The following is a 12,742-nucleotide window of genomic DNA, read 5'->3' as shown; positions in this document are numbered from 1 at the left end:
TTCTATAAGTTAGTAACCAATTGTTTTCATATAATCACGTAAAATATCGTTTGATTTTGCGAATCGAGATTCTTCATCCTCTGTTAAATTGAGTTCTACAACTTCTCTTATACCGTCTCTAGTAATAATAGCTGGTACTCCTGTACAAATATCATATTCACCATACTCACCATCTAAAATGGCTGATACAGCAATGACACGGTGATCATCATTAAAGATTGAACTCGCAATATATGCTAGAGAATTTCCAATTCCGTAATAAGTAGTTCCTTTACGTTTATAAATTTCCCAACCAGCTTTTGCAGTCTTCTCAACAATTTCATCTAAATCTATTTCACCAAATCGTTCTTTTTGTTCTTCTAAAATTTGCAGAATTGGCTTTCCACCAACAGTTACATGAGACCAAGCAACCATTTGAGAATCACCATGTTCTCCTAATGAATACCCATGAATACTACGAGGGTCTACATGTAGCATTTCAGATAAAATTGTTCTTAAGCGAGAAGAATCTAGTGATGTACCAGTACCGATTACGCGATTTCTAGGTAATCCAGATAATTTCCACACTTCATATGTAATAATATCAACTGGGTTCGATGCAAGTAAGAAAATACCATCAAATCCACTTTCCATTACGCCGCCAACAACACTTTCCATAATCTTCGCACTCGCTCCTAAAGTATCTAAGCGACTTTGCCCTGGTTTTGGTGCTGGCCCTGCTGTAATAATAACAATGTCCATATCTTTGCAGTCTTCATAGCTTCCTGCATATACTTTTGTTCTTGTATTTGTAAAGTTAATGCAATGTGATAAATCCATTGCTTCCCCAACTGCACGTTCATGATTTATATCAATTAATAATAGCTCTTCACAAATCCCTTGATTTACAATGGAATACGCACAACTTGATCCAACTAATCCAGTACCGATAATTGCAATTTTTCTTGTATGTCTTTTCATAGCAATCTCTCCTAATTGATCATATAATCTATTTCTTTTGCTCTTTACACTCCTAATTATAAAGGTTCTCACGATAGAAACCATGGATACTTTGTGAAATATTGAGCAAATCGTTTGTCCTTTTTGTGAATTGTTATATTCCATTTTCGTCATATTTGTTACAGCTGGAAAAATATTTATTATGTATTTATTGACATATAAAAAAAGAAAACGAGCGAATCCATTTTCGCTCGTTTTTTCATCCTATTATTCTGCACTTAACTGACTTTTCAATTGCTGCACAATCATCGGATTGGCAGGTGCTGCCGGTTTGTAATAACTCTTTTGCTTTGCATACTCATACATATTACGTTGGCGCGCCTCGTCTTGATTACGAATTTGAATTAACGTTTGATGTAACTGTTCATTATCAGACTGAGCAATATAATTTGCATAACTTGTTAAACTTGCATTTAATCCTGCCAAATAATCATTTACCATATCTTTTTCATTCATGTTCCGCTTCCTCCTATCCTAGGAAAGTCATTAATTGCTGTTTCGTATTTCGTGCATCTTGCGCATCCTTTTGTAACATTTGTTTCAATTGTGGATCTGTACACGTTTCTGCATACTGCTCCAACTTGTTAATAATTGTTGCGTGTCCACCAATTAAATGACGTAAGTTTTCTACTTCAAGCTCTGTTAAATTTTGCATGGAATACTCCTACCTTTCTTCTTTCATTCTCCTTTAGTATTCTGTTCTTTTTAAATCGTATTCATGAAAAAGCTTTCTTACATTTCAAATCAATCACATCTATTTATAAATACAAAAAAATGTTATAATTACAGAAAAATACAAATATTCAAAAGCTAACCTTATAATAACAGTATAATCCTCAAACAAACCATGGTAGGAAGGTGTGCTCATGCAAAAATATGTTAAAGTTATCTTCTTTATCATTTACGCAAGCCTCTATGTAAAACTGTTGATTGATATATTAAATTTAAAGCCGTTATTCACTTCTATAGCTTTACATATGTTATTTCTCATTTGCTTTCTATTTATAGCACTTAACAATTATAAAAATCGTAACACTACATTTTTCCTATTGTTTATTAGTGCAACTCTATTAGTAAGTATTAGCTTCATTAAAAGTATTCTTATATAAAGGAGCAATAAACATGAAAACACATGACTTCCTTACAGAAATCCAGAAGGGCTCTGAGCCTAGTCCATATCAAGACCCCATCGTATTCAGTTTCGTTTGCTTTTACTTAGCGATATATACATTTTTCAAACCTGCAAAATAATATCATTTCATAAGAAAAAGCCTACCATTCTTTTCGAATCATATGCACTAAAAAACCTTAGAATCACTTCTAAGGTTTTTGTTTACCTTGCTTCTTATTCACGTAACCCTTTAATAAACGTTTCCAATAATACATGTAAACTTATATCTAGATCTAACGGCAAACCAAATCCGCCTTGCTGTTCAATCGAAGCAAATCCATGACAAATACTTCTGAATCCGCGTGTCGCATGAAGTGCATTCTCTCCTTCTAAGCCATACTGTTGTAATACTTGAAGACAAAGCTTTACAATTCCGTCACCTGCTTTTCTTACTTCTTCATCTCGTAAAAAAGTTGCTTCATATAGTCCAGGATGTTTTCGGACAAATGCTACATACGCTTCTCCTAATGCATGAATTGCTTCGTCCGTATATTTACCCTCAGTAGCTTCTTCTAGTCTGTTATGCAGCTGTTTGATTCCGTAAATACCAAGATTTTTCCGTACATCTTGTAACCCTTTTACATGATTATATAGTGAGGGCGAACGTATCCCTAACCTTTGCGCTAATGAAGCTAACGTTACTTCTTGTATTCCATTTGTATCTGCAATTTCTGCCGCTGTTTCTACAATTTTTTGTAATGTAAGTCCGATTCTCGGTGACATAAATTACCCCTCTTTCTTACTTTCTATATTCCGCTTAGCTTCCTTAATAGCAAGCTCTATGACAGTCCCTGGATTCTTTATCATTTCCCCATGCCCTGCCGCAAGTAAGGAAGGCTCATATTCGCTTAACTTCTCTGCACTTTGTAATGATATTTCTTTGCTCCACGTTGCCATCGCAGGAAACGGAAACCAAAATTTCATTTGTCCCGAAACAGCCATACCTCCTCTTGTTTGGAATGCATCCCCAACAATAAGAGCTTTATTCCGTACATCAAGAAACGACATGGATCCTGGTGTATGTCCCGGTGTCATAATTGCAAGAAGCGATCCAACTCGGTCCCCATCTTCTAATAAAACATCAGGTACCGTTTTTACTTTTTTAGGTACACCGCCTTTTATCGGTATATTCGGTTCATCCTTTTGTAACGTCGTATCTCCTTCTAACAGCTTTGCGTCCCGCTTAGAAATATAGACTGGAACATGAGGAAGTACTTCCTTTAATGCGTCTAATGCACCGATGTGATCATCATGCGCATGTGTTAATACAATTTTAGTAATTGGTTTTCCTATTTTCTCAGCCGCCTGTAAAATACCTTTTGCGCTATATGGCAAAGCCGCATCAATTAAAGTTAAACCATCTTCTTCCTCTACAAAGTAACAATTTACAGGAAACGCTCTTGGCAAAAATGACAATTGATATAACGTTTTTTCATGTATCATCCTCATAGTCCCATCTCCCTTTTCACGAAAACTAATACCATTAGTTTTATTATACTAATGGTATTAGTTTTATTATACTAATGGTATTAGTTTTGTGTCACTAAAAAATTTCTTTTTTTCAAAAAAAAGAACAGTAGCCGTATAAACGACTACTGTTCTTTAAAGATATTAAACTGTGTAACGCTCATCTTCTAAAATTTTCGCAGCGATTTCACGTTTCTTCGGAATTACGTTAAGTGGTGTGTGGCGAGTTAATTTACGTAATGATGATAACATCATGCGCAGCATGTCGCCGTTTTCAACTGCGATAAGTGTTTCTTTCGCATCTGCTTCGATTTCGTTAAATGCTTCTTGGCAGAATACTTCAGTGTATAACACTTTTTGTTTATTCTTTTCAAGACCAGTTGTTTTGATCGCTTTTTCTGTACGAAGAACAGCTGATTCCATTGCGTATAGATTGCTTACGATGTCAGCGATATTTACAAGAATTTCTTGCTCTTTATCTAATGCTTTACCATATTTTTGAGCCGCTAATCCAGCTACCATTAAGCCGATTTTCTTCGCATTAGTTACTAAATACTTTTGAAGTGCTAATGGCTCATCGCCTACTTCTTCTGGCATCATCATCATTAACTCTTCTTGTAATTTTTGTGCTTTTTGAAGAAGTGGTAATTCACCTTTCATCGCTTTACGTAAGAACGTACCTGGTACGATTAGGCGGTTAATTTCGTTCGTTCCTTCGAAAATACGGTTAATACGAGAATCGCGGTACATTCTTTCAATCTCGTACTCTGCCATAAATCCATAACCACCGTGAATTTGAACACCTTCATCTACTGTATAGTCTAATACTTCAGAACCGAATACTTTGTTTAAAGAGCACTCGATTGCATATTCAGCGATAGAAGCTGCTACTGCTTTACCGTCTTTTACTTCTTCTTCAGATAATGTGCTCATGCGGCTTTCGAATAAACCTACTGTACGATATACAGAGCTTTCAGCTGCATATGTTTTTGCTGCCATATTCGCAAGTTTCTCTTGAATTAATGGGAAGCGAGCGATTGGTTGTTTGAACTGTTGACGTTGGTTTGCATATTGTGCTGAAATTTCTACTGCACGTTTCGCAGATCCAACTGTACCAACACCTAATTTATAACGACCGATATTTAAAATGTTGAATGCGATAATATGACCTTTACCGATTTCGCCAAGTAAGTTTTCTTTCGGTACTAACGCATCTTCTAAAATTAACGTACGAGTTGAAGAACATTTAATACCCATTTTCTTTTCTTCTGGGCTTGTAGATACGCCAGCGTAGTCTTTCTCTACGATAAATGCTGAGAAGTGCTCGCCATCAATTTTTGCATATACAACGAATACGTCAGCGAATGCAGAGTTTGTAATCCATTGTTTTTCACCGTTTAATACATAATGTGTACCTTCTGCATTTAAACGTGCAGTTGTTTTTGCGCCTAATGCATCAGATCCTGAACCTGGCTCTGTTAATGCGTATGCAGCTAATTTTTCACCAGTTGCAAGCAATGGTAAATATTTTTTCTTTTGCTCTTCGTTACCGAATAATACGATTGGTAAAGAGCCGATACCTACGTGAGCACCGTGAGTAATTGCAAAGCCACCAGCGCGAGAGAACTTCTCTGCGATTAACGCTGAGCTTACTTTATCAAGACCAATTCCGCCGTACTCTTCTGGTACGTCAGCGCCTAATAAACCAAGTTCTCCAGCTTCTTTTAAAAGACGAACTGAGCGATCAAACTCATGTTGCTCTAAATATTCAAGCTCTGGAAGAACTTCATTTACGATAAAGTCCTCTGTCGTTTTTGCAATCATTTTATGCTCAGATGAAAAATCTTCTGGCGTAAACACTTGATCAATCGTAATCTCATCTACTAAAAAGCTACCGCCTTTAACCGCATTTCCTACTGTTTTTTCCATGAAAATTTCCTCCTTCATATTTTCATGAGCCGCTTCTCTCTTTTTGAAAGAAGCTAGCTCTCCCTTTTTTTATAAACCTTTGTTGCTTCCATTTTTTTTATAATCCAGTTCCAGCGGCTAGAATGTTCGGTGGCTTCGCTTCTTCCTACGAGGCAAAGAGCGCCTCTACGTCTGAAGCTCCATCCCCCTCACATTCTGAACGAGCCGCTTCCACTTTTTTTCATAATCCAGTTCCAGTGGCTAAAACAGTCGGTCGTTTCACCCCTTCCTGTGAGGCAAAAAGCGCCTCTTCGTCAAGGCTTCCAACGCCCTCCTGTTCTAAACGAGCCACCTGCACTTTTTAAAGTAATTCAAATACTCCCGCTGCTCCCATTCCGCCGCCGATACACATTGTTACGATACCGAATTGTTCGTTGCGGCGTTTCATTTCGTGAATAAGAGATAGTGTTAGTTTTGCTCCTGTACAGCCAAGTGGATGTCCAAGTGCGATTGCACCACCGTTTACGTTTACTTTTTCTTCATCTAAACCAAGTTCACGAATAACTTGGATCGATTGAGAAGCAAATGCTTCATTTAGTTCGAATAAGCCAATATCAGATAACTCTAAGCCAGCTAGTTTTAACGCTTTTGGAATTGCAGCGATTGGGCCGATTCCCATTACTTCTGGTGGTACGCCAGCTACTGCAAATGAACGGAATTTCGCAAGTGGCTTCATGCCATCGCTCACTGCTTTTTCGCGATCCATTAATAATACAGATGCTGCACCATCACTCATTTGTGAAGAGTTACCAGCTGTTACAGAACCGCGAACGTTAAATGCTGGACGTAATTTTCCTAAAATGTCTAGTGTCGTCTCTGCTCTTACACCTTCATCTTGTGCGAAAGTGATTGTTTCTTCTTGAAGTTTATTGTTTGATCCAACCGAGCGTAACGTCACATCTACAGGTACTGTTTCATCAGCAAAGTTTCCTGCAGCTAATGCTTTCGCAGCACGTTGATGACTTCTTACTGCAAATGCATCTTGCTCTTCACGAGAAATTCCATATTTCACAGCAACTTGCTCTGCTGTATGTCCCATACCCATATAATATTCTGGAGCCGCTTCTACAAGGCGACTATTCGGACGAACAACGTGTCCCATCATTGGAACTAAACTCATTGATTCTGCTCCGCCTGATAATACAGCTTCAGAGTGACCAAGCATAATACGCTCAGCTCCGTAAGCGATACTTTGTAAACCTGAAGAACAGTAACGGTTAATCGTAATAGCTGGAACATCGTAAGAAAGTCCTGCTAATCCGCCGATATTACGAGCCATATTTAAACCTTGCTCTGCTTCTGGCATCGCACAACCGAAAATTAAATCATCGATTGGTCCTTCATAATTCGCACGCTTTAACGTTTCCTTTACTACTAACGCCCCTAGATCGTCAGGACGAACTGTTTTTAATGAACCCCTCTTTGCTTTTCCAATTGGTGTTCTTGCTCCCGCAACAATGACAGCTTCTCTCATGAACGATATCTCCCCTCGTTATTAGTTACGTAATGGCTTTCCTTTTACAAGCATGTGCTGCATTCTTGCTTGTGATTTCATCTCACTTACTAAGCTAATAAATGCTTCACGTTCTACATCTAATAAATATTGCTCATCAACCTCTGTTCCGTACGGCACTTTTCCGCCCGCAATGACATATGCAAGTTTCTTAGCAATGTGAAGATCGTACTCTGAAATGTAACCAGATAAATGCATTGCTTCCGCACCAAGTGCAAGAGTTGCATATCCTGTTTCCCCAACAACTGGTATCTTTTTACGGATCGGCGCTTTATAACCAGCTTCATATAAAGCAAGTGCTTTCTGTTTCGCATCGTATAGTAAGTGATCACCATTCACACTAATACCATCTTTATCACCTAAGAAGTTATGAGAAACTGCTTCTTGTCCTGAAGTTGAAACTTTCGCCATTGCGACTGTTTCGAACACTTTATTTGCAACTTTTTGCAGATCAAACTCTACACCGTTTGCCATTTTGTTTAAGTGTTTAATGTATAGCTCTTTATTACCGCCTCCGCCAGGGATTAAGCCAACACCAACTTCTACTAAGCCCATATACGTTTCACTAGAAGCTTGAATGCTCGCTGCTGGTAAGCAAACTTCTGTACCTCCGCCAAGCGTCATACCATATGGTGCTGCTACAACTGGCTTAGAAGAGTACTTAATTTTCGTCATTGCATCTTGGAAGTTTTTCACAACCCACTCAATTTCAAAGTAGTTGTCGTCTTGTGCTTCCATTAAGATCATTGCTAGGTTCGCACCAACGCAGAAGTTCTTCGATTGGTTACCGATAACAAGACCTTTATAATTCTTTTCTACTTCATCAACAGCGTAGTTAATCATTTGCGTAATATCCATACCGATTGCATTGCTCTTCGAATGGAACTCTAAGCAAAGGATGCCGTCGCCTAAATCAATTAAGCTCGCTCCGCTATTTTTCTTTAATACACCATTTTTTGCTTTTAATTGCTTAAGAGAAATTGCTTTTTTATTACGCTCGATTAGCTTATATTCGCCATTATCGTAATAGTAGCTATCGCCGTTATCATGTTTATAGAAAGTAGTGAAACCTTTCTCTAACATTTCTTTCACCCACGTAGGAACAACTACGCCATTTTCTTCCATCTTTTGAACAGATTTTTCAACGCCGATTGCATCCCACACTTCAAATGGCCCTTGCTCCCAGCCGAAGCCCCACTTCATCGCTTGGTCAATTGCAACGATATCGTCAGCAATTTCTTTATGAAGTTTTGCAGAGTATAAAAGAGTTGGTGTAATGATGTTCCATAATAACTCTCCTGCACGGTCTTTCGCGTATACAAGCGCTTTCAATTTATTCGCTAATCCTTTTTCTTGTTTACTTAACTCTACGGATGCAGCTTTTAACTTTTTACGCGCTTCGTATTCCATCGTTTCAGGATTTAGTTCTAAAATTTCTTTTCCTTGTTTTAAGAAGAAGCCTTGCCCCGTTTTACTTCCAAGCCATTTTTTCTCAAGCATGTCATGCATGAAAGCTGGTACTTTAAATACATCACGCTCTTCTTCTTGCACATTTTCATATACGTTATTTGCAACGTGTACGAATGTATCTAAACCGACAACATCTAATGTGCGGAACGTTGCGCTCTTCGGACGACCAATAAGTGGGCCTGTTACAGAATCAACTTCCCCAATGCTATAGCCGCGTTTTACCATCTCTTGAAGAGTAACAAGTAAACCGTACGTACCGATGCGGTTTCCAATAAAGTTTGGTGTATCTTTTGCGATAACAACGCCTTTTCCAAGAACGTCTTCGCCAAATAGTTTCATGAAGCTTAATACTTGTGGATCTGTTTCTTTCGTCGGTATTACCTCTAGAAGTTTTAAATATCGTGGTGGGTTAAAAAAGTGTGTGCCTAAGAAGTGTTTCTGGAAGTCGTCTGAACGACCTTCTGCCATTTTTTCAACTGAAATGCCTGACGTATTCGAGCTTACAATTGAGCCCGGTTTACGAACAGCGTCTACTTTTTCAAATAATTTCTTTTTAATATCTAAGTTTTCAACTACTACTTCAATAATCCAATCTACATCAGCTAGACGCTCAAGATCATCTTCTAAGTTACCTGCTTCAATCAGTGCTAGATTTCCTTTCACTGTCAGAGGAGCTGGTTTTTGCTTTAATAGTTTTTGCACAGCCGTATTACTAAAACGATTTCTCACACTTTTATGTTCTAATGTAAGTCCCTTCGCTTCTTCTTCTTTCGTAAGCGCAGGTGGTACAATATCAAGCAATAATGTCGGAATACCAATATTAGCTAAGTGTGCCGCAATTCCCGAACCCATTACGCCTGAACCTAGAACAGCAGCCTTTTTAATTTGGAACATCCAATTCTCCCCCTATTCTTGAATGAATGCTCATTCAATTTTTCGACATAAGTCGCAATCAATGAGTGAGCCTCTACTAATAAATATATGATACTGTTTAAATTTTCGCAATATATTTATTGATAAAATTTTCTGAAATAAATATTTTTCTTTCATTTGGCCATGCTATATATGTATTTTCTTCACTAAAATACACTTTCCCTTTTTATAATCTGACGAAACTGGAGGAATATATATGGCAAAACTTAAGAAGAACCCTTCAAAGGCTGGAATTAGTGCAGCTAGTGTAACTGGAAACGCAGGTCCGCATAACCACGGCGTGGAAAAAGGACGTCAAGGTAATAACCAACAATATAAAAAGCATAATATGGGCGAAAAATAACGCTATATTTTTGGGCAGAGAACGTGGCATAATGATTAATGGCTGCTTTTTCTGCCCAATTTATTTGTAACAAATGAGGGAATTATAATGAAACGAACAATAGTTATGATTGTAATGATTGCCACACTATTTACAGGGATGATTTTCTTCTCTTATGCACAAAGACAACAAGCTGTAAGAGCTGATCAACCCAACATTACTGGGCAATATGGGGTTACAATCGATGCAAACACAGGTGAAATTTTGTATGGGAAACGCGAAGACGAACGCTCTTATCCGGCTAGTATAGCCAAAATGATGACAACCCTTCTTTTACTAGAGAATGTAAAAGAAGATGAAGAAATTACGGTTACAGAAAACGCAATTAAAACAGAAAGTCAAAGCAAGAAAATTAAACTTCGTGCTGGAGAAAAATTAAAGCGTGATGAGGCATTAAAACTTATGCTTATCATTAGTGCAGATCCAATAGCTGAATCAATTGCAGAACATATTGCAGGATCAAAAAATGAATTTGTGAAAATGATGAATGCTAGAGCGAAGGAACTTGGTACAAAGCATGCAACTTTCAAAAACGCAAGTGGTGCTGATGCAATTGGGAATAAAGTATCACCATATGACATTGCTATTATTACGAAAGAAGCATTAAAGTATCCAGTTGTTTTAGAATATATGAATTCAACGCGTACAACTCTACATACTTCAGAACGCTCTCCAAACATCGCAAACTACGGACGAGAAGAACTATATGACGATCCATATGCGATTGGAAGTAAAAGCGGTCTATCAGCACTTGGCAAATATACAGTCGTAACAGTGGATGAAAAAGACGGTAAACGTGTCATTAATGTTGTATTATCTTCTACCCGCAAGCAACTGTATCCTGATACGAAGAAAATGGCACATTATGCATTTCAGCAATTAAAATAACCAAGGAGTATTTTCTCCTTGGTTATTTTTTAACCATACCTTTTAATACGAACGCAACGTTTGCTGGACGCTCTGCTAGACGACGCATGAAATATCCATACCAGTCGTTTCCATAAGGTACGTAAACTCGCATTTTGTAGCCTTCTTTTACTAGCTCAAGTTGACGCTCATTACGAATACCATATAACATTTGGAATTCAAATTGATCCCTTGGAATGTTGTGTTCTTCAGCAAGTTTTTTTGTATATTCAATAATCGCTTCGTCATGTGAAGCAATTGCAGTATAATTTCCATTTAATAAGTGCATTTTAATAATTTTTTTATAATTGTCATCTACATCTTTCTTGTCTGGGAATGCCACTTCTTCAGGTTCTTTATAAGCACCTTTTACAAGACGTAAATTAGGATTATAAGCATTTAAATCTTCAATATCTTTTTCTGTACGATATAGGTAAGCTTGAATAACAGTACCAATATTATCGTATTCAGATTTTAATTGTTTAAAGATATCAATTGTTTTACCACAGCGTGTATAGTCTTCCATATCAATGGTAACGAACACACCATTTTCTTTCGCCGCTTCTAAAATACGGCGCATATTGTTCATTACGATTTCATCAGAGATATCTAATCCCATAGAAGTCATCTTTAAAGAAAGCTGCGAATCAAGACCTTCTCTTCCAATTGCACGGATTGCTTCAATCGATTGGTTAGCCATTTCATTTGCTTCCGCTTCATTATCAACGAATTCCCCTAAATAATCGATTGTTACACAAAGTCCTTGCTTGTTCAATTGTTTAATAGCTGCTGTCGCTAATTCAATTGTCTCCCCTGCGACAAAGCGACCTGCACCAAAGCGTAAACCGTACTTTTTAGCCAGTTTTGTTAGCGCTTTATTTTTAGATAAGAAAAGAAACGAATTTCGCATTAATTGTTCCATGTAATTCACCCCTATGACTTGATTTATCTGTTTTTTACCCCTCTTCAAAATTATATCATTGTTTAAAATTATTGGATACAAATAATTATTTAGATAATTTATAAAATACTATAAAAACATTTAAAACCCTATATTTCCGCTTATAAATATAACTAAAATATTTTTCGACATTTAGAAAAATGGAGTTTACTAGGCATAAAATAGGCATGTCGAAAATATTCGACATGCCTATAAAACCCTTAATATTCCATGTAAATTATATAAGGATATTAATACAGAAAACTTACGATTATATTTCCCTCAAGTTTTTTTATTGCTCATTTCGCTTCTCTTCATTCAGCCTTTTAATATCCGTAATTAACTGCACCATCTCTTCTTTCGCATCGGGATACGTCTCATTCCAATGCTTCACTAAAGCTGGCATCGTCTTCGCTATGTAAGAATAAAGTGCCCACTTCTGTACCTGTTCTTTTCTCTCTTCATTGCTCTCTCCAAGTAACAGTTCCGTGTATTTCTCTAACAACCCGTCAAATTGTTCGTTAAACTTTTCACTCATCTTATTTACCTCCTATATGAAAAAAGCAGCGAAAATCGCTGCTTTTCTTTATAATTTTGATCGAACAGAGTTTAATTTTTTCTCCATTGTGCTCACTTTATCACGACGATCATCAATACGAATTGTTGTTGCAACACGCTGTGCACCTTTCGTATATGGAACTTCATGCATTTGTTGAATTACTTCTAGAATGACAGGAAGATCTCCTTCAATAATTGTATTCATCGGTGTTAATTGATACTTCACGCGATCCGCATTTTTCTCTAGCACCTTTTGTACTTCTGCTACATATTCACTAACACTTGGATTACCTGTTCCTACTGGAATAATCGATACATCAACAATTATTGTCGATAGGTAAGTCTTTGAGTTTATCTCCAACTTTTCCCCCGATCCGCACCGTACGTGCCACTTTCATGGCATACGGCGGTCTACCTAAATTGTAGTTTTCGTCT

Annotated in this window: 13 protein-coding genes; 2 read left to right on the top strand and 11 right to left on the bottom strand. The window is 37.3% G+C overall.

The features are described from left to right. Positions 1-9: 9 nt before the first annotated feature. From ACS2CR_RS22140 to ACS2CR_RS22105, 8 genes are all read right to left on the bottom strand, one after another. Complete coding sequence (locus ACS2CR_RS22140; RefSeq protein WP_000820650.1) at positions 10-960, bottom strand: L-lactate dehydrogenase; 951 nt, start codon at positions 958-960, stop codon at positions 10-12. Between the two features lie 246 nt (positions 961-1,206). After that, positions 1,207-1,455 carry a spore coat protein gene (locus ACS2CR_RS22135; protein ID WP_001002981.1) on the bottom strand — a complete coding sequence of 83 codons (249 nt, stop codon included), beginning with the start codon at positions 1,453-1,455 and terminating at the stop codon, positions 1,207-1,209. Between the two features lie 13 nt (positions 1,456-1,468). Next, a complete protein-coding gene (locus ACS2CR_RS22130; RefSeq protein ID WP_001180551.1) occupies positions 1,469-1,654 on the bottom strand; it encodes a hypothetical protein in 186 nt (61 codons plus the stop codon). Between the two features lie 690 nt (positions 1,655-2,344). Continuing rightward, on the bottom strand, positions 2,345-2,893 hold the full coding sequence (locus ACS2CR_RS22125) for a TetR/AcrR family transcriptional regulator (RefSeq protein WP_053514367.1): 549 nt from the start codon (positions 2,891-2,893) through the stop codon (positions 2,345-2,347). Between the two features lie 3 nt (positions 2,894-2,896). Further along, entirely contained in the window at positions 2,897-3,619 is a 723-nt protein-coding gene (locus ACS2CR_RS22120) for an MBL fold metallo-hydrolase (RefSeq protein WP_001242324.1), read from the bottom strand. 162 nt (positions 3,620-3,781) lie between these two features. Next, on the bottom strand, positions 3,782-5,566 hold the full coding sequence (locus ACS2CR_RS22115) for an acyl-CoA dehydrogenase family protein (RefSeq protein ID WP_000416291.1): 1,785 nt from the start codon (positions 5,564-5,566) through the stop codon (positions 3,782-3,784). A 340-nt stretch (positions 5,567-5,906) separates the two neighbouring features. Further along, entirely contained in the window at positions 5,907-7,079 is a 1,173-nt protein-coding gene (locus ACS2CR_RS22110) for an acetyl-CoA C-acetyltransferase (RefSeq protein WP_001206324.1), read from the bottom strand. Positions 7,080-7,100: 21 nt separating this feature from the next. Next, positions 7,101-9,482, bottom strand: a complete 2,382-nt coding sequence (locus ACS2CR_RS22105) for a 3-hydroxyacyl-CoA dehydrogenase/enoyl-CoA hydratase family protein (protein ID WP_000486378.1) — start codon at positions 9,480-9,482, stop codon at positions 7,101-7,103. Positions 9,483-9,717: 235 nt separating this feature from the next. Between ACS2CR_RS22105 and ACS2CR_RS22100 the strand changes: the two genes are divergently transcribed. Then, positions 9,718-9,864, top strand: a complete 147-nt coding sequence (locus ACS2CR_RS22100) for a YuzL family protein (RefSeq protein ID WP_001096344.1) — start codon at positions 9,718-9,720, stop codon at positions 9,862-9,864. An 87-nt stretch (positions 9,865-9,951) separates the two neighbouring features. Continuing rightward, entirely contained in the window at positions 9,952-10,791 is an 840-nt protein-coding gene (locus ACS2CR_RS22095) for a D-alanyl-D-alanine carboxypeptidase family protein (RefSeq protein WP_000831466.1), read from the top strand. 22 nt (positions 10,792-10,813) lie between these two features. On the opposite strand, the gene ACS2CR_RS22090 is transcribed toward ACS2CR_RS22095, so the two are convergent. The 3 genes from ACS2CR_RS22090 to ACS2CR_RS22080 form a co-directional block, all read right to left on the bottom strand. After that, positions 10,814-11,731: a proline dehydrogenase family protein gene (locus tag ACS2CR_RS22090; protein WP_000436772.1), complete on the bottom strand. Its 918-nt coding sequence runs from the start codon at positions 11,729-11,731 to the stop codon at positions 10,814-10,816. Between the two features lie 310 nt (positions 11,732-12,041). After that, the gene (locus ACS2CR_RS22085; RefSeq protein WP_001290594.1) at positions 12,042-12,287 is read right to left on the bottom strand and encodes a YusU family protein; all 246 of its coding nucleotides are present in this window, start codon (positions 12,285-12,287) and stop codon (positions 12,042-12,044) included. Positions 12,288-12,335: 48 nt separating this feature from the next. Continuing rightward, positions 12,336-12,635: an MTH1187 family thiamine-binding protein gene (locus ACS2CR_RS22080; RefSeq protein WP_309567973.1), complete on the bottom strand. Its 300-nt coding sequence runs from the start codon at positions 12,633-12,635 to the stop codon at positions 12,336-12,338. Positions 12,636-12,742 lie beyond the last annotated feature (107 nt).

The organism is Bacillus cereus group sp. BceL291, from assembly GCF_051776705.1.
Lineage (GTDB): Bacteria > Bacillota > Bacilli > Bacillales > Bacillaceae_G > Bacillus_A > Bacillus_A cereus.
Note: the sequence above shows the minus strand (reverse complement) of the source record. Positions and strands in the feature narration are given on the sequence as shown.